The organism is Dermatophilus congolensis, from assembly GCF_900187045.1.
Taxonomy (GTDB): Bacteria; Actinomycetota; Actinomycetes; order Actinomycetales; family Dermatophilaceae; genus Dermatophilus; species Dermatophilus congolensis.
Genome location: NZ_LT906453.1, coordinates 1,044,939 through 1,068,167, shown reverse-complemented (window position 1 = coordinate 1,068,167; position 23,229 = coordinate 1,044,939). Strand labels below are relative to the sequence as shown.

Here is a 23,229-nt window from a genome sequence, read left to right as displayed (position 1 = left end):
TCAGCGGACACGGCATCGGAAAGCGGATACCGGTAAAGCGGATCGTCGCCGCATCGGGGGCACATCGCACGAAAGTGAACGGATCGAACAACAAGATCTAGGCCGCTGAAATGACCCGTCTCCTTAATGATCCGCAGGCCCCGTCAGATAAGGGTCAGAACAGGGTCTGATCAGGCGAGCGAAACATCTCCGCCAGAGAGCGCCTCAAGAGTAACACGCTCAACCCTCACACCTCTCGTCGGAACACCAGGACGAAGAACCTTCCACCCCTGACTACTACGACCAGCCACCACAGCCTCAACCACCGACACATCACCCGAAGAAGAGCCCAACACAAGAACACTCGGCCCCGCACCAGAGATCACAGCAGCCAGCCCTCGAGCTCTCAACTCATCAACAAGTTCCATCGACGCCCCCAGCGAGCCACGCCGCTGCTCCTGATGCAGCCACTCCCTCGTAGCAGGCAACAACAAATCAGGACGTTGCGACAACGCCAACGTCAACAACGCAGCCGTACCCGAATTCCGGGCAGCCTCACTATGGGGCACCGAAGCCGGCAAAACCGATCGCGCAATTGACGTCGGCAGCTGAGCCGTAGGTACAACCACCAACGGTTCAATATCCGGATGTAACGGAACCACCGCAGAGGCAAAACGTGGAACCGACTCGACCTGCTCGCCCGCCTCATCCAGTACCCACGACACAGTGGCACCACCAAAAACACTGGCAGAAGCATTATCAGGATGCCTCTCTAAACGAGAAGCAAGATCACTCACGGCATCAAGGTCGATCTGCACCTCACCTTGGTCCAGCGCATCACCCTGATTCTGCTCAGCCACGGCAATCAGCCCGAAACCCAATGCCACACCCGCCGTAATAGCTGCCGCCGAAGAGCCCATCCCCCGCCCCTGCGGCACCGTTGAAGCGCACCTCAACACCAAACCAACAGGAACCGCGACCCCGGCCTGCTCAAAAGCAGTACGCATCGACGCGTAAACAAGGTGCCTCTCATCACGAGGAACACCCTGATCATCACCATCGATCACGATGCTCAGCCCAGGGGTCTCCACCACGCCAGCTACATACGTATCCCACACCCCCAAGGCCAAACCCACCGAATCGAACCCGGGACCCAAGTTGGCCGAACTGGCGCAGGACCGCACCCGCACCGCTGTCCCCACCGGCAACACATCAACCACCGCGCTACCTTTCACCCTCAGCTCCCCACAACCCGCATCACAGAATTAACTCCGCGAACAACCCCCAAACTCGACACGGCCTTCACCGTCGCCGACAACGAGGCCTCACTACCTTGATGCGTCACAATCACCAACTCAGCATGACCAGACTCCTGGCCATCCTCATCTGCAGCAATCGACTCCTGACGAACCTGCTCGATTGACAAACCAGCCTCAGAGAACAACCCCGCCACCGACGCCAACACGCCTGGACGATCCTCAACATCCAACGACAGGTAATACCGAGTCTGAGCCTGCCCCGGATCCAACACCGGCAAATCCGCATACGCCGACTCCACCGGTCCACGGCCACCCTGCACACGATGACGAGCCTGGGCCACCACATCACCCATCACCGCCGAAGCCGTCGGCTCACCACCAGCACCAGGCCCATAGAACATCAACTCACCAGCCCCCGAAGCCTCAACAAACACCGCGTTGTAAGCCCCACGAACACCAGCCAGCGGATGCGTCACCGGCACCATCGCCGGATGCACCCGCACCGAAATACCCTCCCCCTCACCCACATCAGTACGCTCACAAATTGCCAACAGCTTGACCACACACCCCATGGCCCGCGCCGCACGCATATCTGCGCTTGTCACCTCAGTGATCCCCGTCCGGGAGACACCCTTCAACGCCACCCTCGAGTGGAACGACAACGACGCCAGAATCGCTGCCTTAGCCGCAGCATCAAACCCTTCAACATCCGCAGTTGGGTCAGCCTCGGCATAACCAAGCTGCTGAGCACGCTCTACCGCCTCATCGAACCCCATACCGGTCGAATCCATCTGATCCAGAACGTAGTTCGTCGTCCCATTGACGATACCGAGCACACGATTCACCGAATCGCCAGCAAGCGACTCCCGCAAAGGACGCAGCAACGGAATAGCACCAGCCACTGCAGCTTCATAGTGAATGTCCACGCCAGCTTTCTCAGCAGCCGCATACAGCGTCGGACCATCCTCAGCCAGCAACGCCTTATTTGCCGTCACCACACTCGCACCGTGATCAAACGCCCGCAGGATCAACGACCGCGCAGGCTCAATCCCACCAATAACCTCGATCACAATATCCGCGTTCTCCACCAACGACTGCGCATCAGTAGTGAACAACTCCGCCGGCAACCCCGACGCAGAACGATCCACCCCAGCCCGGCGCACCGCCACACCCACCAACTCCAACGGCGCACCAACCCGCGCAGCTAAATCCTCAGCCCCCTCAGTCAGCACCTTCGCAACTGCAGAACCAACCACACCAAAACCAAGCAACGCCACACGAAGCGGAACCTGCCGAGAGTCATCGTTCATCACTGGACTGCTCACCTCTACTACATCAACTTGTACACAACACACTCGACCAGACCAGAACGCAAACCAACGAACCAGTCCCCATCAACACACGCCGCAACAACCCCCAACCCGACAACACACCACCAGTGCCATCACCCTTCGTCCACATCCAAAGCCAAGATGTCCTCCACCGTCTCACGCCGAACAATCACTCGCGCAGCACCATCGCGCACCGCAATCACCGGTGGACGCGGAACATGGTTGTACTGGCTCGACAACGCACGGCAATACGCGCCCGTGCCAGGAACCGCAACAAGATCACCCGGCACCAAATCATCTGGCAAATACTCATCCAGCACCACGATATCGCCGCTCTCACAATGCTTTCCCACTACCCGCGACAACACCGGCCCAGCCTGCGAAACCCGCGAGGCCAACGTCGCACTGTAGTCAGCCTCATACAACGCCGCCCGCACGTTATCGCTCATCCCACCATCAACCGACACATACCGACGCCGACCACCACCTGGCAACGCAACGTCCTTACACGTCCCCACCTCATACAACGAATATGTGCTCGGCCCCACAATCGAACGCCCTGGTTCCACCGAAACCACAGGAACCTCAACACCAACCTGCTCAGCCTCACACTGCAACAACACCGCAAACTCCTGCGCAATACGCGAAGGCGGCATCGGCTCATGCTCACTGGTGTAAGCAATCCCAAACCCACCCCCAAGATCAAGCTCAGGAAGCACCCTGCCCTGCTCATCACGGCATTGCGCCAACAAACCCAACAAACGACGCGCCGCTACATGGAACCCATCTGAAACAAAAATCTGACTACCAATATGGCTATGCAAACCCACCAAACGCATATGCCGCCGGGAACGAATCGCCTCCACCGCCTTAGCCGCCACCCCCTGAGCCAATGAGAAACCAAACTTCTGGTCCTCATGCGCCGTAGCGATGTACTCGTGCGTATGGGCCTCCACCCCCACTGTCACCCGCACCATCACCCGCGCAACCACCCCCAGCCGTGCCGCAACCCGCTCCACCCGATCAATCTCGTCAAACGAATCAACCACCAGACGCCCCACCCCATACAACAGCGCCTGCTCGATCTCCGCCACTGACTTGTTATTGCCATGCATTCCGATCCGCCCAGCAGGGAACCCCACCCGCTGAGCCACCGCCAACTCACCACCAGAACACACATCAAGACTCAGACCCTCATCCATCACCCACCGAGCAACCTGCGTGCACAAAAACGCTTTACCCGCGTAATAAACATGGGCCCGCCCCACCCCGAACGCCGACTCGAACGCCTCTTTAAACGCACGCGCCCGATACCGGAAATCCTTCTCGCTCATCACATACGCAGGCGTACCAAACTGTTCAGCAACAGTGAGCGCATCCACCCCATCAACACTCAATCGGCCACGCTCATCACGGCCAGTTCCCCTGGGCCACAGCTGCGGCAGCAACTCGTTGACATCCGATGGCGTCGGCAGCCACAACGGCGGCCCCCCATACCCTGAAGCATGCATCGCTCCAGCCTCATGCGCGCGCATCTCAACCTCGAATCGCTCGACAACAAGACAGAGCCCCGCGGCGCAAACCACATCGACCGAAGCGGAACCACACCGACAGCCCTCACTTCTGAGTGTGTCAGCTCCATCCATCCGCAGGAACACATCACTAATCCGTGAGATCCCCTACAACACCAAAGCCACACAAAACGCCCATCACACACGATGCGGCAACGCCACCCCCAACGCAGCCACGCCATCATCGACAACGCTCAGTACAGAACGCGCAACAGGCACCGGCAACCACCTCGCCTCCTGCACCAACTCCCCCACCGCCAACAGATGACGAGCCACCAGCCTCGGCGAGGACGTAGCCACCGCCTGCTCCAGCACAAACGGCCACGAAATCAAAAGCACACTCAGCTGCTCTATACGGCGACGATCACCACCAGACACAACGCCCCTGCAATATTCATCACCACTACGAACAGTCAGCGCAGCCCGAAGCCGAGCATGAGCAACCACAAATGCAGCATTGCCTGCTTTTCTCGCCAATAACTCTGTTGAATACAGCTCCACCGCACGCGCAGGAGCAGCCAGCAACAACGCCCACGCCACCACCGCACTGCCCAGCGCATCGACGTCTTCTTCCCGCAACAACTGGCCATCAATCTGCACCAGAGCACAACGGACCTGGTGCGTTTTTTCTTCATACTTGACTCGTACTCCTTGGGCAGGAGTAACCACACGCTCCACACAGTCCCCCACTGCAGAAGCACAGCCACTGAGGGCAGCAACAAACACCTCTTCGCGAACCCCACCCCCCTGAGCAGCTTCTATCTGAAGACACGACCCACTACCTAGCCACAATCGCAACCCACCATCCTGAGTAGGCAATAGGGCAGCATGGTCCTGCTGCCCTATTAGCTCCAACTCAACATCAAGCCCCCTACCTGCAGGTCGCGCGGCAGCAACCCCCGGAATCTGCACCACCTGATCAGCAAGAGCAGACTGCCACCTTGAAGGGTCGCCACCAGCTGCGAGTAACTGCGGCAACGGAGTACGCCACGTACGGAGGCCATCAACTGGACGCAGCGCAACTTTCCGGAGCAACACTCGTGATCCACCGAGCCGTGCAATCAGGTCATTTTCCACGCAGGAAGAAATTTTTCGAGCCAACTCCACGACTGATAACTGCCCAACCATCACGCGGAATGCCCCCTGTGTGAGCTTCTATTTCAGTGCTGCCCGTTGAGCTGATAGCCTGACCTACGTCCCGAGCCCCCTTAGCTCAGGGGATAGAGCACCGCCCTCCGGAGGCGGGTGCGTAGGTTCGAATCCTACAGGGGGCGCCATAGAACGGTAGTGGCCCCGGACCAGCGATACTGGTCCGGGGCCACTACCGTTCTCATGTGGCGTTTAGCCGATCTTGCCGGTAAGGATCTTGTCCGGAACGTTGAACGCGGTAAACGAAAGCTTGAGCTTCACCTCACGTCCGGCTACTCCAGGAGCAGCCGCGACACGCACCGTTGCCGTCTGAGTTTTCTTGTCGAACTTCACATCGATCGACTGCGCATTCTTGGAGAAGACATCTCCCGTAGCTTTTTCGATCCCGAAGGCTTTGCGCGTCGCCTCATTGAGCTCTTTAGACAAAATCTCCTTGGCTCCAGCCGGCTCAGGCTGAACAACCAACCCAGATGAACGGTTCGTCGAGCCATTCATCTTGATCTTCCACTCAAGCACGCCACCAGCCTTCGCTGTGGCTTGCTCGGGAATGACAGAGAAAGTGGGGTCGGGATCGTCATCAACAACCTCGACAAGACCAATGGGGTTACGCACCACAATCGGCCCGCGCGTTTCAATACCGATCTGTTTACGCACCGTCTCATCGTCAACAGTATTCCCCTCCACAGTGAAGGGAAGATTCACTGACTGCTGTCCAGGCTTGACCTGCACCCAGCTGACGTTAGAAAGATCTTTATCTCCATCCTTACCCGCGGCATCCGTAACAATTCCGACCTGAGCCGGAGCCGTCACGCGCCCCTGAATCGGCAAAGTCACATTAATTTGATGACGCTTGTTTCCCTCGTTAACACGGACAACTTTCGTTGGGGCCTCAATAATCGCCGGAGGAGGCGTGGCCGTCATTCCCCCTTGCCCTCGAGCAATAGACATGTCGAGAACAGCAATATCGCTTGCAGAAGAAGCAGTGAAACGGATACCGCCTAGAGTTTTCCCCTGAACTCCATCAGGCAGATCAACCCGCCACAGTTGGGCAAGGTCACGCACGTGTGATCCCTGATCCGTTGGTTCTTTCCCACCTAGACGGGACAAGTTCACGGGGGCCGTGTGCAGCTCTTTGCCTTGGGCATCGAGAAGGGTTGCCTTCATACGGGCAGCCTTCGGCCCGCGAACCACGATGCGCGCTTCAAAAGAGTCACCTCGTTGAAGAGGTGTCGGCGCAGCGAATTTGATCCCGCCAGCTTGCCCCTGATCCAGAGGCATGTGGAGCGCAAATCCGTTCCGGGAGTCATTATCCAACCAGTGCGGGGAAGCGCTGCGGTCAGAGTCGGTGCGGCATTTCTCCGCAGTGCACCACGTGGCGCGATCAGTGGGGGTGCCTGTCAGACCTTTGGTCGACGTCGCTCCCAGCGCATTCATCACAGTGATGCGGTTTCCTCCAAGTGGCAGCGCCGTGACGCTATTGGCCCCAGCACCTTTGGCGGTTTTCCGACCATCCAAAACTTGCTGAGCATTACGATCCCCAAGAAGGAACGCCCGAGCGGTTTCTCCCGCGTACGTCACAAAAGCATCGCGCTGCTGTTTGGCACTGATTCGCGTTTTTGCTGGACAAGCAGCACGAGTGCCATCATCCAGTCCTGCTGCTACGCCCAAACCGGGAGTCCACTCCGTGTTGAAGAAGTTATGCACTCCCCCGGTGAGAACGAGGCTGGAATGGAATGCTGCCCCGGCGCCGTAACGACCCGGTGCGTCGGTGTAGATCTGCCCTTCAAGACCAGTGACGTCACCGTCACAGGTAGGCAGCATGGACACGGAAGGCACATTAGGAGTGCTGATGCGCCCGAAGTTCGTGGGCGCAAGAGTGAGAACCCCAGCCACGCGCCATGGGTCATTGGTGGTGCTATCGAGTGCTGTGCGCCCCACCCCTTCCCCGCCACGAGAGTGTCCGATAAGCATCGTTTTTTTCAGGTCGAATGCTGTTTTACCTTGCCACGACACTGACGAAGGAGAGGAAGCCGCGGTAGCAAGAAGCTTCAGGTTCGCGCGAGCTACAACGGAGCGAGCTGCGGCGCCTTTGTCTGGGAGTTCTTGGTCGTTAGCTGTGACGGCGTTCGCATCAATAGAAACGGTGTAGTACCCCTGCGCTGCGAGCGCTTTCTGGGCATAGTCGTATCCGCGATAGTTCGGGACTTCGCGAGCGCCTTGAGGACAAGGCCACTCTGAGACGCTCTCTTTGGCGGCATTGGTGCAGGTGTCGAAAAACCCGTGCAAGAAGAAGATGACAGGTCGGTTACCGGGCGCACCGACCGGCTCCACGACGTGCCCTCGAATGACATTGTTCTTCTTGATCTGCGGCACGAAAACCGAGCCATGCTGATAGTCGAATGAGCGTGTCTTATAGGTGCCTGCGTTTGTCTGCGCAGATTGATCGTTAGTGGTGCGGGCTGCAGTGCCCGAGACGGCTTGAGCAGAGGTCGGAGTGAAAACAGGTGCGGTAGCTGATCCGGTAGCGAGGAGGAGAGCAGCGCCGAAAGACCCTGCGCGAGGGTGTTTTCGGATGAAACTAGACATGGTGGCTCCATCGTGCGAGACAGGTAGGGCCCGAGACATAACCGCCTTAGGGGCGGTTTTTTAATGTCTGGGGTAGTAGGGTGCCCGCGCGAAAACGGGGGTCCATAGATATATTGCGCCTGCAAGGCAGCCCTCGTCCAGCTGCACGTTTAGCTGTTTCTCAGCGGAAGTAAATAGATGTTTTTGTTTTCCACCACTTCATATAGGTGGATTTCTCCACCCCAACTATATTGGCATTTTGCCGGGAATGACCCCGCACCCTTGAGAGGAACACCTCATTTCCACAGGCGCAGTAGAGAAAAATTTGACCACCCGTAAAAGAACTTATTTCTTCGCCATGGATAGCTTTATGCCACCTCAGGTTGAATATCTGCACACATGAAACCGTGACACCGCCCGTATTGCACAGCTGCAACAACTGCTCTCGCTTGCGTTTCATCGTTTGCAACAGGAGGCGCTTCGGCCGCAGAACACGCTGCTAATGACAATGCCAATGCAACGGCAGCCAACCCGATATCAGATCTCATGAGGCACTCCGCGACGCTGAATAAACCGACCACACCAGTATCCCCACCACGCACCTCAACCCATGGAAGCCCCCGGCGCGCGTCGCACAACTAAAGCACTACGAACCGCTCTTATAACGGAATAACCGCATGCACGGAACTGAAGAGAACGCCGAAACACTGAGGGCACCCACTCCCCCAACACCCCCTGCCCTCTAGCCCAAAAGCGCACAGCCACATATGCGACTACACACCTCGAAAAACGTATCGACATAAAGCGTCACAGATAGACGTGACCACGACACCAACCACCACAACCTTTGAACACCAACCCACAAGAGCGACAACGCATTCACCACTTCTGATGAAATGCGCGAAACGTCACTTGCCTCTCGGAGTGCCCCATGAACACCCCTGATGATTCCACCGTGCCTCTACCCAACTCACCGGCCACCTCCCGCGCTGCCCGGTCCAGGAAAGTCCCCTGGCTGATTCGGCGAGCGAACCTTCCCAACCCCCAGCTCAACGACCCCCGCACCGAAACCCAAGCTTTACGTGAAGCAATCAGCGACATTTGGCGAAGGATCTGGGCAGTAGCCTTCGGGAGCCTTCTGATCGTTTCCCCTTTGACCGCCCTGCCCTACCTACTCAGAAGCCCCGGAAGCGCCGAAAATGCCCTAGCCACATGGTGGGATACCGAATTCCAAGGAAACGCTTTCGAAGGACTCGAACCATCAGCCGTCGCTTCTGGGTTCGCAGCAATCGTGGTAACCCTTTTCGTCGCGCACACCATGCAAGGACAAGTCCCGCCCTCCCCTTCCGAGAACGACATGAACACGCACATCGAAGCCAAAGCGCGTGTCATTGTTCTAGACATCCTCGTCTCCTATGTAGGAGCCACCGGCGCTGCATTCAGCTGGCTACTGATCCAGCTACCCGAAGACGGGAAAAAAGCTCAGTCAGCAGACTTCCTCATTCCCCTCGGCAGTGTCCTGATCTGCAGCGCACTGACCGCTCTCACCTCACGATCCACCGAATCGTTACATCTGCTGCAGCTCATGGACAAACTCCAAAAAGCGAACCTGAATTCTGCAGTACAAGCCTATGAAAAACACATCCATAATGCCGAGCGCAGGGGAGTCATCATCGATAAAACAGGTCTCCCAATCCGTGAATCCCTCAAATCATGGTCACACGGCTTCCCCATTTCACCCACGATCTACGTAGCCCTCGGATGGATTCTTTTTAACCTCGCCTTGGGTGTAGTTAGAGGCGGTTTTTCCCTAGCCCTTATCGCCGTGATTATCGTCTTGGCCACCATTGGTTGCCTCTTGAGCTTGGCCCTCCTATCGATCATCATCGATGGAATTGTCACCCAAACCATCGGAGGACGACTCGGAATATTCACCACCCGATTGTTCTTCATCAGCATTCTTTTCCTGATCTATCTCCTCACCGGAATCATTCTTTTTTTCCTTCACCCTCCTGTAGGGCTCCTCATGACCACCTTCGCCTTCCTCCCCCTTGGAGGAACCTGGCTCAGCATCCCCCACCCCAAATTCACCGAATCAATCGGCGTCGCCCTCAAACGTCGCGGCATCCTCTTCGCAAACATGAAGCCAGGACGGATCTAGCCTCTGCCCCAACCGACTACGCGTACAGCCCATCACCACCGAGGCACCGTATAGGTGACGTAATCCAACAAATGTGATGAGTTAGTCAACGCAACTCACGAAAACCAGACGCGTCGAGAGGAATTCACATGCCAACAACCACACGAGTGTTTCTCGCGCAGTACCCCAACGGCGAACCCACCGACGAAGACCTCCGCATCGAAGAAACCCAACTCACCACACCCGAACCCGGCCAAGCCCTTCTCCAAACCCTCTCCCTGTCCCTAGACCCCTACATGCGCGGACGTATGAGCCAAGCCGAGTCTTACTTCCCACCACTAGAACTCGGCAGCACAATCGTCGGCGGAACCGTCTCCCGTGTCCTTGAATGCCCCGGCGGCGAACTCACCCCCGGAGACCTCGTCCTGGGCTACGGCGGATGGCAAACCCACTCCGTAGAAAACGTCGCCCACCTCACCCGCCTCGACCCCGACAAAGCACCACCCTCCACCGCATTGGGCATCCTCGGCATGCCCGGATTCACCGCATACGCAGGGCTACTCCTGCTTGGAAAACCACGCCCAGGAGAAACCGTCGCCGTCGCAGCAGCAACCGGCCCCGTAGGCTCCGCCGTAGGACAAATCGCCCGCATCCACGGCGCCCGCGCAGTCGGCATCGCCGGCGGAGAAGCCAAAACCGCATACCTCAAAGAACTTGGCTTTGACGCCGCCTTGGACCACCGCAGCTCCACCTTCGCCGAGGACCTGGCCACCGCCACCCCCGATGGCATCGACGTCTACTTCGAAAACGTCGGCGGACACGTTTTCGACGCCGTCCTGCCCCGCATGAACACCTACGGACGCATCCCCCTGTGCGGCCTGGTATCTGGCTACAACTCCACCGACCTACCTGCCGGCCCCGACCGCAGCAGCCAACTCATGGGCACCATCCTCAAAAAATCCCTCACCGTCCGCGGATTCATCCAAACCGAATTCCAGAAAGACCACTACAGCGACTTCCTGCGCGACATGACCACCTGGATCAACGAAGGAAAAATCCAATACAAAGAAGACATCGTCGAGGGCCTGGAAAACTCCCGTGAAGCTTTCCGCGGCTTACTCACCGGCAAAAACTTCGGAAAACTCATCATCCACGTCGCTGAATAACCCCACTAGGCCGGGACAGTCCACGGACTGCCCCGGCCTAGTGCCGCTACACCACCGAATACCGATCCTGCCCAACAACAACAACCTCAGCCCCCCGCACCCCGTCATAGCGACCAGGAGTACACGTCAACATCACTACCTGAGCCCGCTCACCGATACTTTCAAAAGCCGCAGTAGTAGCCACAATGCGCTGCGGATCGGAATACCCGAGCGCATCGTCAATCACCACCGGCACCCCCTCCCCCGGCTCCACCAACTGCGCCACCGCCAACCTCACCAAAATCGACAGCTGCTCCTTGGCACCACTGGATAACGACTCAAACGGCACATTCACCCCGTGCAGCACCCGCTCCTGCACCTGGAGATCTTCAGCCACCACCACATGAAAAGACGGTCCGTACACCAACCGTCCCAACCGTTCAACCTCAGCCCTAAACGGCGCGACATACGCAGCCTTAGCCTGCGCACTGTGCTCCCGCAGCACCTCACGCAACATCCGTGCTGCCTCCGCACGTCGCGTCACCACCTGCGCATCATGCTCAGCCACTTCCAACTGCGAAGCAGCCTCATCCAACTGCTCTGCCCTACCCTGACCACCCGCCTGCTCCAGCACAGCCTCAATACGCACCAACTCACGCTCAGCATCAGCCAACCGAGACCGCGCGCCCTCCACCCGACGCTCCACCGCCACCAACTGTTCTTCACCTGTAGCAGCTTCCTGTGCCGCTTGCCGAGCCTGCTCATGCTCCACCTGCGCCTCCTGCACAGCAGCTACGGCACGGACCACTCTCTCGTTAACGTCTTCATCGCTCAGCTGCGCACGCGCCGCCTCCAACTCACTTTGCCGCACCTGCAACTCACGCCGACCAGCCACAAGATTCGCCTCAGCAGCAGTCGCGGCTTCCCTCGCCTCTGCAGCGGCAACAGCGGCCTCTTCCCCACGTACTCGAAGACGCTCCACCTCATCCGCAGCTGACTCCTCAGCCTCCACCAGCGCACTTAATGCCACCTCCGAACCGTCATCAGCCGCATCGCTCTTATCCTCAGCACCATCCGTTCTCAGAAGCATCGAGGCAAGCGCACCTTCTACTTCCTCAAGACGATCGCGCATCCAACTAATCTCATCACCGGCCAACAACGCGCTGCGCTCAGCTTCACCCCTCTCAATCTCAGCCTCCACCACAACTCGTCGCGATGCCTGACGGTGAGCCTCCTGCATGCTGTCCACCCCGCACTCTTCTACTAGTAACCGCTCCACCTCACGTTCCGCACGACGCACCTGATCAATGTGCTCAGCCGCCCCCGCCTCAGGAACCCACCGGAAAGCCGCCACACCAGGAACCACTACCTCAATGGGCTCACACAGCACCCATTCACTCTCATCTTCGCCCAGCTCAACTGCAGCACCATCAACCTCAACTGCAGCCGAACCAGCCAATGCACGCCCCGTCACCCGCGCTGAAGCCGCCCGCTGAGCAATACGTGCCACCTCCACTTCCCGCTCAGCAGCCTCAAGCTTCTCTCGCAGCTGCGCATCTACACGCAACTCCTCCAACTCATTACGTGCTCGCCCCAGCCGCGCTGCCACGTCATCTACACGCGCAACACGTTCACTCAACCGCTGCTTCTCTTGCTCCAACGCACCCTGCCTCCGCCGCTGCCGCGCAGCCGCCACCGCACGCCGGCAAACACGAGAGTGACTCTCAGCCTGCGTTATTTCTTCCCCCACCTGCTCAGCACGAGTTGCCATCTGTGTTCGCTGTTGCGCAGCGGCGGCGAAATCTTTCTCCGCTTCCTGTACCTGCTGCACACGCCCAGCGACATCATCAATCAGCACCTCCCGGCGAGCTGCCTGCGACTGAGAGTCCTCCTGCACACGAAGAGCTTCCGTAAGCGCATGCTTAGCCGCAGCCTCGCGTTCTCGAGCCGTATCAGCTTGTTCCCGCCGCGTTGCCCATTGCCGTGCCTGGTTTTCGGTCTCCTGAACTTTTACGCGTAAATCGACGATGCTGGCGCTGATGTTCGCATGCCGCTTGACGTCCCGGTCAACTTCCTCAACCGCGCGTTGAGCTGCATCCCGCTGTTCTTGGGCAGCTGCTACATGTGCAAGCGCTTTTTCGTATTCGCCTTTGGGGCGCCCAGTGGAGGGGGTGAAGTAGCGGGTGTATTCGCTCTCGACAGCAGTAAGAATGGTATCCCCGTCGCCGCCAGCATCAGTACCAGCTCCGCTTGCGGCGTCAAGCGCGGCGCGTAGTTGTGTACTGCCTTCTAGACAGATGGGGGCAAGTTCGCTGCCTTGCAGGAGACGCAGGGCATCCCATAGTGGGGTGTCTACGTATTCTTCCAGTATTTCGGTGGCTCGTTCATGGGCGGCGACGCCGGAATGGTTTTCGGTGCGTGGAGTAGTGATGTGCAGGGTTGTTTTTCCGCCGCGGCCTCGTGCCCCATTGGCGCCGCGCTTTGCCCATCGTTTGGCGTAGGAAAAGCGATATGGGCCAATGCTGGCTTCGAGTTCAACGTAGGGAGATTCGTCTTCGCCGATGGGGTGAGCTTCAGTGATGGCTTTGTGGCTAGAGCTGTCTTTGTATCGGAAGAGCAAGTCGATGGCTTCGATGAGGCTTGATTTTCCTGCTTCGTTGGGGCCTTCGATGATGATCACGCCCGTGTCGGGAAATTCGACTGTGGTTTCGGTGATTCCTTTGAAGTTGCGGACGGTTAGGGCGTGAAATTTCATCGACGTACTCCCGCGGAGAGACGGAACAGCAGGGATAGGGCATCACGAGCTGCGGCAGCGTCCTGATCATGTGGGGTGCTGGCGCGTTGTTCAAGTTCGCGTGCGGCAGATGCGACGAAGCCGGAAAGTCCCATTGTTTCTACGTCGGTGCCTTCGACAGCGACGGCGATGTCTTCATGTCGTTGCCAGGAGAAGAGCGCAGCTAGCGAGGTGGAGTATCGCTCGAGGAGGGTATCCAGTTCTGCTTTGTCGGTGAGGCTGAGGGTGCCACGCAAGATTGTGCGCACGACGGTGCGGTCTTTGGGGTCTATGGCTGCTAGTCGGCTGTCGAGGTCAACGATGTCTTCTCGGCTGTTGAGGTCAGCCTCGAGGGTCAGGAAGGTCCAGGTACCGACATGGATGGGGGTGACCTCGACGTGCCTGGCGCTGTCGATGTCGACGATGAGGACGTCGCCGGGCAGTTTTTCCACGAAGTCGGTGACTTCACAGGCTCCGCTGTAATGGATTCGCCCGGTGTTTCCTACAGAAAGACGGGAGTGCCTGTCTCCCAGGGCGATGTAGTTGACAGCGCCGCACTCCAGGGCGCGTTCCATGGTGGCCAGGCGCATGGTGGCCGGGTTGTGTGAGTCTGGATCGATGAGGTCAACGCTGCCGTGACCAAGTGCGATGCGGGGTAGATCCCCGGGGCCTTCGAGGGTGTCAAGTTCGCGGCCAAGTAGGTCTGCGCGGGGGTCGTTTGATGGCAGTGGTGCGGCGACGATTTCGAACCCTAAGCCAGTGTTTGTGATTCCGGTATCGAGGACGTGGACGTTCTCGGGTACGTGGTCGAGCCATGCTGGTGAGGTGTAGATGGAGACGGCGTTGAGAGCATCGTGGTTGCCGGCAAGGAGATAGATGGGTAGTCCCACGCTGCGCATCGCGTCGATAGAACGGTGGACTGTGGCAGGTGCGACGAGGTTGGAGTCGAAAACGTCGCCAGCAACCACGATGGCGTCGGCGTTGTGGCTATGTGCGAGTTCACCGATAGTGCGGATGGCATCGATGCGTGCGGCTGTGTATCTGGCTTGGGCTTCTCCTGCTAGATAGTGGCGTGTCATACCGAGCTGCCAGTCGCTGGTGTGCACGATCCGCATGTGGGGCTCCGTTCGCTGTTCTCCACCTGCCGAAGAGGTTGTCGCGTTCAACGTACAGGGCAGCGGCGACGTTCTTGTCTGAGATCGTGTCTTGTGTGTGGCTAGTGGGCACGGTGGTACGTCACTTTTGAGGACCAGATTTTGTGTAGGCCGGTGGTGCGGCCGCTGCGTGGGGCGTCGTACATGTAGCCATTTCCGGCGTATATGCCCACGTGGTGGGCAGGGGATCCGAAAAATACGAGATCGCCAGGTTTGGGATTTTTTATGTGGGTGGTTGCTGCTTGTTGTTGCGCTGCTGTGCGTGGCAGGGAGATGCCTGCTTTTCGGAAGATGTGTTGAGTGAACCCGGAGCAGTCGAATCCGCTGGTGCTGGTGCCTCCCCATACGTATGGAATACCGGAGAGGTTTTTCGCCATTTCAAGGACAGCTGTTTTATGTGTTGGTGCGGATGCGGCGCGTGTGGATTTTTTGGTGGTTGGTTTTTTCTGGGTGTGGCGGTGTGTTTTTTTCGGTGATGCGGTGGGTGGTGTGTAGAGGCGTGGATGGGGTGTGCTGCGTTTACCTGGATGGAGTCGGGGGCCGTGTGGTGCTTTCTCGAAGGGTTGTGCAAGTGCAGGTTTGTGTTCAGGTTTCGGTGTGCTGGGGGTGGCTGGTTGTGTTGGAGCGGGCTGTCGGGACGGGGGTGTGGGAGTTTGGGCAGCTGGTGGGGTTGCGGGGCGTGAAGGTGCGGGGGTTTGTTGGTTAGCTGAAGGTGCGGGCTGAGGCGTACTGGTGGTTGCGCTGGCGCAGGTTACAGGTGCAGGTTGCTGGGGTGGGGTGTCTTTTTTACCTACTAATTGTGGAAGGTAGACACGAGCACCGGTGGTGGTGTTGGGGCTGGTCTGGGGTGGTGGTGTTGGGGCTGAGGTGACCAACGGTGGTGGCTGGGGAGTTGGGTTTATTACTGCGGCGCAGGGGCAGTCGGTTGTGGCTGCGGCTGACAGTTGTGCCGCGGAGGGGACAGGTTTTCTGTGCTGGGTTGCAGTGCGAGTGGCGTTGGTGGCAGCTGTGTTGGATGTTGTCTCTGCGTGTGTTTTTGCGTTGGCCAAATCAGTTGAAGTGTTGTGTGGCGGCGGTGTTGTGCGCGCAGTGACCGTAGCGGTGGTGGGGTTTGGTGTAGGGCTGTGGGGGGCATCGGTCAGTTGGGCTGAGGCTAGTGCTGAACCGGCCAGGACAATTCCGCCGGTTAGCACAGCTCCTGATGCGGTGCGTGCGATCCATGGTGAGTCTGCTGCGACGCGGCTCCACATGTGATCGCCGGGGACGCGAACACGGTGGCGCGCTGAGGCCTCGTGTGGTTGGAGGCAGGCTCGTGGGGGTGGCGGGATAGTCGGCATCAGAACTCCTGAGGGAGGCGGTCATGAGTTCTCTCATCCTTGACCGCGCAGCCCTGACCAGGTGTGCCGTCCCCAGCTGTGTTTTCTGTTCAGTGGATTATTGCCAGGTTGTGGAAACTGTGTCCGTTGTTCAGGACTTCTCTGCTGGCTCCACGAACAGGTAATCGGCTAGCTCATCTCCGAGCCACAGCGCTTTGTCTGAACCGACTTTCTCGCCGTAGAGGACCACGCCATCGCCGTCGCGGCGCGGAATGACTACGGCTCCGGGGGTCACTCCGGCGCGAGACATTTCGGAAAGAATGTCTGCCTCTGCTTGCAGATGCTCACCGATGCTGCGCAGCACCACTGGTGTGTCGTCAGGCACTGCTCCGATACGCAGTGCCTGTGCGATCGGTTGTGGCTCCTCACCGAATGCTTCCAAACCTGGAATGGGGTTTCCGTATGGGCTGCGGTCGTAGTCCTTCAAAATGGCCAGTATTTTGCGCTCCACACGGTCGCTCATGACGTGTTCCCACCGGCACGCCTCTTCATGGACGTACTCGATTTCCAGACCGATCACGTCGGTCAACAGTCTTTCGGCGATACGGTGTTTACGCATTACACGTGTAGCTAGGTCACGGCCAGCCACAGAGAGTTCGATCGTCCGGTCGGGCATGACTGTTAAGAGCCCGTCGCGTTCCATACGCGCCACCGTTTGCGACACCGTCGGGCCGGAGTGTTCCAGTCGCTCCGCGATGCGTGCACGCAGAGCTGGCACACCTTCTTCCTCAAGTTCGAGGATGGTGCGCAGATACATCTCAGTCGTGTCGATGAGGTTGCTCACGTCCTTAGTCTGACACCCCTGATGAGGTGTGACTATCCATGGCGTTCGCCAGAACGTGTCGCGTGAGCAGAAAAGCCGCTCCACCACACCCCACGTGCGACCAGCACGACTCCAGGAACATCGGGTAGCGTCAACATCTTCGAGGCCAATACGTATGAATCCAGCCTCCAATCCGTTACCTCGCTTCGAGGCAACGGCCCCCCCTTGCACACCCAAACGTCCCGAAAGGTGCTCTCGGTGGTCGATCGCAAAGCTCTCGTCGCTCGCCTGTTCAAACTCGGCGTGACCTATGGACCGATCGCCTACGAAGGCGTGATGCGTAACCGTGGCGCCATCGAACATGTCGCCCGCAAATCTTTTACACGCAGCACCACCTACGAACACATGGCCTACGAGCACGCAGCGGGCCTGGTTAACGGCAGTGTTCTGCTCACCTTCGATGGCGATACCCGCGTATACGTGGTGTTCAGCGGTGATCGGCCCGTAGCTACCCACCCGGCGGTCCCCACTCCTATTGATCGCCTCCTAGAGAACTACGACATCACTCGACGCCTCACTCCCGAACAATGGGTACGCGAAAACGCTGAAGCACAAGCTCTCAAGTCCAGTGCCAGTGTGAGTAGCCGCCTACGCGGAATTCCACGGGCTATCACCCGTGGTTCTGCTGCCAGCCGCGCAACGATCCGCATCACCCCGCGTGTCTCTACATCTACACCTGCGGAAAAAACACCGACCGAAAAGACAGGGACAGACAGCCCCTCCTCGCAGGACTGACCCAACTCACGCAATCTCACAAAAGCGGCGACAGCACCACCGCAGCCAACATCGCCACCAGAGCGACCCACACGATCACTTTGCGTACCCGGGGAGTCATCGACGCGTCCTTTCCATGAGGGGAAACCCAAGACTAATCACCCTGGACCCTGACCCGGTATGTCAGCGACAAGCAAAGGGGCCTGCGCCGCATCTTGATGCAAGCGCAAGGCCCCTTTGCTCATTGATCTATGTGTCAGGCACCTACTAGCCAGTGACGGATTGGGTCCATCGTGAAGTAGATAAGGAACATCACGGTCACCACCCACATCAACGCGTGAATCTCCCGGAATTTGCCCTTGGCTACCTTGATCGCAACGAACGCGACAAACCCCGAACCGATACCAGCCGTGATCGAGTACGTAAACGGCATCATCACCATCGTCAAAAATGCGGGGATCGCGATCTCTAGGTCACGCCAGTCAATGCTGCTGACCTGCTGCATCATCAAGAAACCAACCACAACAAGAGCAGGTGTCGCCGCCTCGTAAGGAACAACCTCAACCAACGGAGTCAGGAACATAGCTACCAGGAACAAAACCCCCGTCACCACCGACGCCAACCCGGTACGAGCTCCTTCAGCCACACCCGAGGTCGACTCGATAAATCCTGTGTTCGAGCTTGTCCCTGCAGCACCACCAACAATCGCAGCGCTGGCATCAACCACAAGAATGCGGGAGGCATTCACCGGCGTTCCTTCTTCATCAAGAAGGTCAGCCTCAGCACCGATGGCGACCATCGTCCCCATCGTGTCGAAAAAGTCGGCCAGCACCAGCGTGAACACGAGAAGCAACGCCGTCAGCGCCCCCACCCGCTCTACAGAACCGAGGAGGTCGAAGTGACCAAGCAGCCCAAGATCAGGGGTAGCGATCGGCGAATTCGGCAAACGTGGAATGTTCAAGCCCCAACCTGTGGGGTTTACCAATTTGCCAGCAGCATCTTTCTGACCACCAATGTTGAATAACGCCTCAACAAGAATGGCCAGCCCTGTTGCACCAACAATTCCGTACAGAATCGCGCCCTTAACCTGACGAACCAGCATCGTCACGATGGCCAGCAGCCCAACCACGAACACGAGGCTTGGCCATCCGGCCAAGAAACCACCCGGACCAAGTTGCACCGGTGTGCCCTCGGCCTTACGCACAATCCCAGCGTCATACAAACCAACAAAAGTGACGAAGAGGCCAATACCGACACTCATCGCCGTCTTCAACTGCGCCGGTATCGCGTGGAACACCGCCTGACGGAACCCAGTCAGCACCAGCACAAGGATGACAATTCCTTCGATTACCACCAGACCCATCGCATCGGCCCAGGTCATCCCCGGCATACCCGCAATCGAAAACGCCACAAACGCGTTCAGGCCCAAACCGGCAGCAATAGCGAATGGGAAGTTAGCGATCACTCCCATCGCGATAGTCATGACCCCAGCCACCAACGCGGTGGCTGCAGCGATTTTTGCCAGATCAGGGTTAGCTCCCCCACCCAAGAACTGTCCCGTTCCATCAGGAACCAGGCCAAGAATCAGCGGGTTGAGAACCACGATGTAGGCCATCGTGAAGAACGTCGCAAGACCACCGCGCACCTCGCGGCCAACAGTCGATCCACGCTCAGAAATATGGAAAAAACGATCGATCACGCCACGGCTCTCAACGGGCGCAGCAGAAGCAGGGGCATCAGGCATGAAGGAAACCTTAACGTTACCTGTGACCTACCACTCGCCACGCCTGAGAGCGACCAGAGAACCGCCTTATTAGCCAACGAATCTCGTTGCGTTAACCAGGCGCGGCCGCGCCCCACAACCCTGCCGGTAAATTACACCGCCTCGATAGCTAAATCGTCGACAACCGGCTCAGAAGCCAACGCCGCCTGAGTAGGCGCAGCATCAGTCTCGCTGTGTGCACCACAGCCATGATCCAAACTCACCACTCGACCATCCGAAGGCGACCATGGCGAAGCGCACACACCAAACACGCTGCGCAGCGCACCGGTCACCGGCAAGAAGAAACCACACGTGCTGCACGGGGCCTTCGCAGCCCGAGCCATCTCAGAACGCGGCCCGCACTCCCCCTCGTACCATCGAGTCGCAGCAGCCTCACGCCCCTCCGCGGACAACACCCGCGGACGCCCAAGACCCAACTCCCACAAAGCAACCCGATCAACATCCTCATCACCAGTTGCCTCAAACCCCGGCTGTACCAGAACATCATCTTCCCGGTAGGGCAACACATCACCAGGACGCAAATCCCCCGGCTGCAACCGATCCGCATACGGCACCCACTCTTTAGACAGCACCGCATCAGCCCCCGGCACCAAACCGACCTCACACACCGTCACCTTGCGAGAACGCGGCGCACGCCCCAACGTCACCGACCAACGCCACCCCCGGTAGGCCTTCGCCATGCACTCAAACTTGTGCGTCACCAACCGGTCAGCTTCAGTCACCGACTCCACCAAATCACCCACCGTGCCCGGCTCGGCCAACTCAGCAGCAACCCCCCGTGCAACCTCAACCGCACGCGGTGAACTCAACGTGGTGTCCTTCTTAACAGCGGGCATCACACACCTCCACAAAGATCGCCGCAGCACACACAAACACCGCCAAGCCGAAACCCCCGGCCTTGGGAACTGTGCATAGCCTCGACCTCACATCCGAAACGTCATCTGTGCCGAGCCGACCGGCGCAATCACACCTGGCAGAACCCGTATCCCACACGGATCACCACTACAGGGGTGCAGCCTGACACCAGCCCGTCATCAAACCAGCGTAGCTGGTGCCATCGCCCAACGCCCCACCCCAGCCCAACAACACCATCCAAGAACCCAACCCCCACCTCAGCGAGGACTACCGTGGAAAACATGGCCGCATGCCCATTGAGCCGAAAAATTCGCTCACTCGCCGAGGACCTACGCACCCGCAGCGACGATGCCCTCATCACCCTCCTCCAACAACGTCCCGACCTCGCCCGACCAGCCATCCCCGACCTGCGCACCCTCGCTGCCCGCGCCACCGCAACCCCCAGCGCCGCCCGCGCCCTGGACAACCTCGCTCCCCGCGAACTCCACGTCCTGCAAGCCCTAGCCATCAGCAACGGCAACGTCACCCAGGCTGCAACACTCCTCAACATCACCCCCACCGCACTACGCCGCAGCGCCGAAACCCTGCGCGACCTCGCCCTGCTCTGGAAAGAAAAAAACACCTACCACGTACCTGCAGGCGTCAACACCGCCCTAGGCCCCTACATCGCCGGACTCGCACCAGCAGACGAAAACACCCCCCAGCCCGATGAAATCGCTGACCACCTGAACACACTCACCCCCCACCAACGCACCATCCTCGACACACTCACCTGGGGACCACCCATCGGCGACATCCCAGCCACAGGACGCATCACCGACATCGTCGAACACCTCACCACCCTCGGACTCCTGCAACGCCCAACCCCCACCCGCATCATCCTGCCCCGCACTGTCGCACTCGCCCTACGCAACGGCAACCTCCTACCCCCAAACACCCTCGACCCCACACCCCCAACAACCACCCCTCTACCCCCGCACACACCCGAAGCAACCCTGGCAGCCATCACCACCTGCCTCGAACGCATCGACGAACTCGGCCACATCCTCGCAACCACCCCACCCCGGATGCTCCGCAACGGCTCCCTCGGCGTGCGCGATCTACGCCGCATCGCCGCCGACACCGACACCGACACCAACACCACCACCCTCTACCTCGAAATCGCATACAGCGCAGGACTCATCGGCACCTACGACCCACCAGCCCGCCACGCCGACACCGACACCTACTACGCCCCCACCCTCACCTATGACACATGGCGCCACACCAGCGCTGCCACCCGATGGGCCCGCCTAGCCCTAGCCTGGTTCGACACCGACCGCACCACCACAGCCACCACCCCCCTGGGCCCAGAAAACACCTCCACCGCCTACCGCACCACCCGTCACCGCGTCCTACACGCTCTGACCTGCCTACCCACCGGACACGGCACCACCCCCGCCTCACTAGCCACTTCGCTGACCACCCAGCACCCCCGCCGCGACCCCAACCTCCTCACCGACGCAACCCACATCACCCTCCACGAAGGCACCCACCTCGGCATCATCACCAACGGAGCACTCACCCCCACCGGACACGCACTCTGGATCGCCTGGAACAACGGCCTAACCACCACCGACCTCATCGACCCAGACACCCCACCCAGCGCCGAGGACGACCCACACAGCACAGCCCTGCATGCCCTTGCCACCCTCGACACTCACCTGCCACCACCGGCAAACGACATCCTCCTCCAAAGCGACCTAACCGCAGTCGTCCCCGGCCGTCTCGAAGGCCACACCGCCGATTTACTCCGCCTCATCGCCGACCTCGAATCCCGCGGAGGAGCAAGCGTTTTCCGATTTACCCCCGAAAGCATCCGCCGCTACCTCGACACCGCAGCCTCCGCCGACGACCTCCTTACCACCCTCAAACGCCACTGCCCCACTGGCATCCCCCAACCTCTTGAATACCTCATCCGCGACGTCGCCCGCCGCCACGGCCGTGTCCGCGTCGGCGAAACCAGCACCTACCTGACCAGCGACGACACTTCCTGCCTCGACGCCATCGAACACGACCCCCGCCTGACACACCTCGCCCTACGCCGACTAGCCCCCACCGTTGTCATCACCCACTACGACCGCAACACCACCCTGACCGCCCTACGCAAAGCCGGACACAGCCCACTGGCCGAGTCCCTCAGCGGCAACCACATCCCCCACAGCCGCAACACAATCCGCGCCACCGACCAGCACACCCCCACCCCCATCCTCACCGCGCCACCACCGATAAGTCACGACGATGCCGCTCACCTCATCCAGGCCATGCGCGCAGGAGACGCTGCACTCACCAACAACGACGACCCCACTATCGAAGCCAGCGACCCCACCATCACCCTGGACACCCTCCGCGAAGCAATCACTGCACGCCACAACGTGTGGATTGCCCTGGCAGGACCCGACGGATCCACCACCAAACTCCTCCTACGCCCCACCTTTATCGAAGCCGGACGCGTACACGGCATCGTCGACGGAAGCGACGCTGTACGCACCTTTTCCATCCACCGACTCATCGGCGCTACCACTGCCCCCGCCAACCCCCTAAACAGCTAAACAGCGACGATGGCCGCCCTC

At 59.2% G+C, this 23,229-nt stretch carries 18 protein-coding genes and 1 tRNA gene; 8 read left to right on the top strand and 11 right to left on the bottom strand.

All coding sequences use genetic code 11. The features are described 5' to 3' along the window. Window positions 1-170: 170 nt before the first annotated feature. From CKV89_RS04555 to lysA, 3 genes are all read right to left on the bottom strand, one after another. Window positions 171-1,214: a homoserine kinase gene (locus tag CKV89_RS04555; RefSeq protein ID WP_231935452.1), complete on the bottom strand. Its 1,044-nt coding sequence runs from the start codon at window positions 1,212-1,214 to the stop codon at window positions 171-173. 2 nt (window positions 1,215-1,216) lie between these two features. Then, on the bottom strand, window positions 1,217-2,548 hold the full coding sequence (locus tag CKV89_RS04550) for a homoserine dehydrogenase (protein WP_034400942.1): 1,332 nt from the start codon (window positions 2,546-2,548) through the stop codon (window positions 1,217-1,219). 134 nt (window positions 2,549-2,682) lie between these two features. Further along, complete coding sequence (lysA, locus tag CKV89_RS04545; protein ID WP_028327106.1) at window positions 2,683-4,104, bottom strand: diaminopimelate decarboxylase; 1,422 nt, start codon at window positions 4,102-4,104, stop codon at window positions 2,683-2,685. Here lysA and CKV89_RS12025 point away from each other — a divergent pair. Beyond that, entirely contained in the window at window positions 4,075-4,242 is a 168-nt protein-coding gene (locus CKV89_RS12025; RefSeq protein ID WP_169714591.1) for a hypothetical protein, read from the top strand. The two genes, lysA and CKV89_RS12025, sit on opposite strands and share 30 nt — an antisense overlap. Window positions 4,243-4,278: 36 nt before the next feature. On the opposite strand, the gene CKV89_RS11750 is transcribed toward CKV89_RS12025, so the two are convergent. Then, window positions 4,279-5,178 carry a hypothetical protein gene (locus CKV89_RS11750; RefSeq protein ID WP_154657629.1) on the bottom strand — a complete coding sequence of 300 codons (900 nt, stop codon included), beginning with the start codon at window positions 5,176-5,178 and terminating at the stop codon, window positions 4,279-4,281. Between the two features lie 164 nt (window positions 5,179-5,342). Between CKV89_RS11750 and CKV89_RS04530 the strand changes: the two genes are divergently transcribed. Further along, window positions 5,343-5,417 (top strand) — tRNA-Arg (locus tag CKV89_RS04530). Window positions 5,418-5,481: 64 nt separating this feature from the next. On the opposite strand, the gene CKV89_RS04525 is transcribed toward CKV89_RS04530, so the two are convergent. After that, window positions 5,482-7,875, bottom strand: coding sequence for an alpha/beta hydrolase (locus CKV89_RS04525; RefSeq protein WP_028327109.1), 2,394 nt, complete (start codon window positions 7,873-7,875; stop codon window positions 5,482-5,484). A gap of 910 nt (window positions 7,876-8,785) precedes the next feature. On the opposite strand from CKV89_RS04525, the gene CKV89_RS04520 reads away from it, so the two are divergent. Beyond that, the gene (locus CKV89_RS04520; protein WP_028327110.1) at window positions 8,786-10,015 is read left to right on the top strand and encodes a hypothetical protein; all 1,230 of its coding nucleotides are present in this window, start codon (window positions 8,786-8,788) and stop codon (window positions 10,013-10,015) included. A gap of 128 nt (window positions 10,016-10,143) precedes the next feature. After that, window positions 10,144-11,160, top strand: a complete 1,017-nt coding sequence (locus CKV89_RS04515; RefSeq protein ID WP_028327111.1) for an NADP-dependent oxidoreductase — start codon at window positions 10,144-10,146, stop codon at window positions 11,158-11,160. A gap of 46 nt (window positions 11,161-11,206) precedes the next feature. Here the strand turns inward: CKV89_RS04515 and CKV89_RS04510 are convergent, their stop codons facing one another. The 3 genes from CKV89_RS04510 to CKV89_RS11745 form a co-directional block, all read right to left on the bottom strand. Beyond that, entirely contained in the window at window positions 11,207-13,894 is a 2,688-nt protein-coding gene (locus CKV89_RS04510) for an AAA family ATPase (protein WP_028327112.1), read from the bottom strand. Next, window positions 13,891-15,027 carry a metallophosphoesterase family protein gene (locus CKV89_RS04505; RefSeq protein WP_028327113.1) on the bottom strand — a complete coding sequence of 379 codons (1,137 nt, stop codon included), beginning with the start codon at window positions 15,025-15,027 and terminating at the stop codon, window positions 13,891-13,893. The genes CKV89_RS04510 and CKV89_RS04505 overlap by 4 nt, the downstream gene beginning before the upstream one ends. A gap of 101 nt (window positions 15,028-15,128) precedes the next feature. Next, complete coding sequence (locus CKV89_RS11745; protein ID WP_157728083.1) at window positions 15,129-15,443, bottom strand: C40 family peptidase; 315 nt, start codon at window positions 15,441-15,443, stop codon at window positions 15,129-15,131. A gap of 194 nt (window positions 15,444-15,637) precedes the next feature. Here CKV89_RS11745 and CKV89_RS12515 point away from each other — a divergent pair, with 194 nt between their 5' ends. Further along, a complete protein-coding gene (locus CKV89_RS12515) occupies window positions 15,638-15,772 on the top strand; it encodes a hypothetical protein (RefSeq protein WP_267879269.1) in 135 nt (44 codons plus the stop codon). Window positions 15,773-15,888: 116 nt separating this feature from the next. After that, window positions 15,889-16,320, top strand: a complete 432-nt coding sequence (locus tag CKV89_RS11740) for a hypothetical protein (protein WP_157728082.1) — start codon at window positions 15,889-15,891, stop codon at window positions 16,318-16,320. 213 nt (window positions 16,321-16,533) lie between these two features. Here the strand turns inward: CKV89_RS11740 and CKV89_RS04495 are convergent, their stop codons facing one another. Further along, a complete protein-coding gene (locus CKV89_RS04495) occupies window positions 16,534-17,226 on the bottom strand; it encodes a metal-dependent transcriptional regulator (RefSeq protein WP_028327114.1) in 693 nt (230 codons plus the stop codon). Between the two features lie 237 nt (window positions 17,227-17,463). On the opposite strand from CKV89_RS04495, the gene CKV89_RS04490 reads away from it, so the two are divergent. Next, a complete protein-coding gene (locus CKV89_RS04490) occupies window positions 17,464-18,000 on the top strand; it encodes a hypothetical protein (RefSeq protein WP_034400950.1) in 537 nt (178 codons plus the stop codon). A gap of 235 nt (window positions 18,001-18,235) precedes the next feature. Here the strand turns inward: CKV89_RS04490 and CKV89_RS04485 are convergent, their stop codons facing one another. Together CKV89_RS04485 and CKV89_RS04480 are read right to left on the bottom strand one after the other, a co-directional pair. After that, window positions 18,236-19,723, bottom strand: coding sequence for an NCS2 family permease (locus CKV89_RS04485; protein WP_028327115.1), 1,488 nt, complete (start codon window positions 19,721-19,723; stop codon window positions 18,236-18,238). 131 nt (window positions 19,724-19,854) lie between these two features. Continuing rightward, on the bottom strand, window positions 19,855-20,598 hold the full coding sequence (locus tag CKV89_RS04480) for a DUF3027 domain-containing protein (RefSeq protein ID WP_028327116.1): 744 nt from the start codon (window positions 20,596-20,598) through the stop codon (window positions 19,855-19,857). A gap of 300 nt (window positions 20,599-20,898) precedes the next feature. Between CKV89_RS04480 and CKV89_RS04475 the strand changes: the two genes are divergently transcribed. Beyond that, complete coding sequence (locus CKV89_RS04475) at window positions 20,899-23,208, top strand: helicase-associated domain-containing protein (RefSeq protein ID WP_154657630.1); 2,310 nt, start codon at window positions 20,899-20,901, stop codon at window positions 23,206-23,208. The last annotated feature ends 21 nt before the right edge of the window (window positions 23,209-23,229 follow it).

What these genes read in the sequence shown, in the direction of transcription:
- CKV89_RS11745 (WP_157728083.1), bottom strand. Translation starts at nt 15,443, where the DNA reads ATGGCGAAAAACCTCTCCGGTATTCCATACGTATGGGGAGGCACCAGC.
- lysA (WP_028327106.1), bottom strand. Translation starts at nt 4,104, where the DNA reads ATGCGCGCGCATGAGGCTGGAGCGATGCATGCTTCAGGGTATGGGGGG.
- CKV89_RS04475 (WP_154657630.1), top strand. Translation starts at nt 20,899, where the DNA reads ATGGCCGCATGCCCATTGAGCCGAAAAATTCGCTCACTCGCCGAGGAC.
- CKV89_RS04525 (WP_028327109.1), bottom strand. Translation starts at nt 7,875, where the DNA reads ATGTCTAGTTTCATCCGAAAACACCCTCGCGCAGGGTCTTTCGGCGCT.
- CKV89_RS04550 (WP_034400942.1), bottom strand. Translation starts at nt 2,548, where the DNA reads ATGAACGATGACTCTCGGCAGGTTCCGCTTCGTGTGGCGTTGCTTGGT.
- CKV89_RS04515 (WP_028327111.1), top strand. Translation starts at nt 10,144, where the DNA reads ATGCCAACAACCACACGAGTGTTTCTCGCGCAGTACCCCAACGGCGAA.
- CKV89_RS04520 (WP_028327110.1), top strand. Translation starts at nt 8,786, where the DNA reads ATGAACACCCCTGATGATTCCACCGTGCCTCTACCCAACTCACCGGCC.
- CKV89_RS12025 (WP_169714591.1), top strand. Translation starts at nt 4,075, where the DNA reads ATGCATCGCTCCAGCCTCATGCGCGCGCATCTCAACCTCGAATCGCTC.
- CKV89_RS04480 (WP_028327116.1), bottom strand. Translation starts at nt 20,598, where the DNA reads ATGCCCGCTGTTAAGAAGGACACCACGTTGAGTTCACCGCGTGCGGTT.
- CKV89_RS04485 (WP_028327115.1), bottom strand. Translation starts at nt 19,723, where the DNA reads ATGCCTGATGCCCCTGCTTCTGCTGCGCCCGTTGAGAGCCGTGGCGTG.
- CKV89_RS04510 (WP_028327112.1), bottom strand. Translation starts at nt 13,894, where the DNA reads ATGAAATTTCACGCCCTAACCGTCCGCAACTTCAAAGGAATCACCGAA.
- CKV89_RS04505 (WP_028327113.1), bottom strand. Translation starts at nt 15,027, where the DNA reads ATGCGGATCGTGCACACCAGCGACTGGCAGCTCGGTATGACACGCCAC.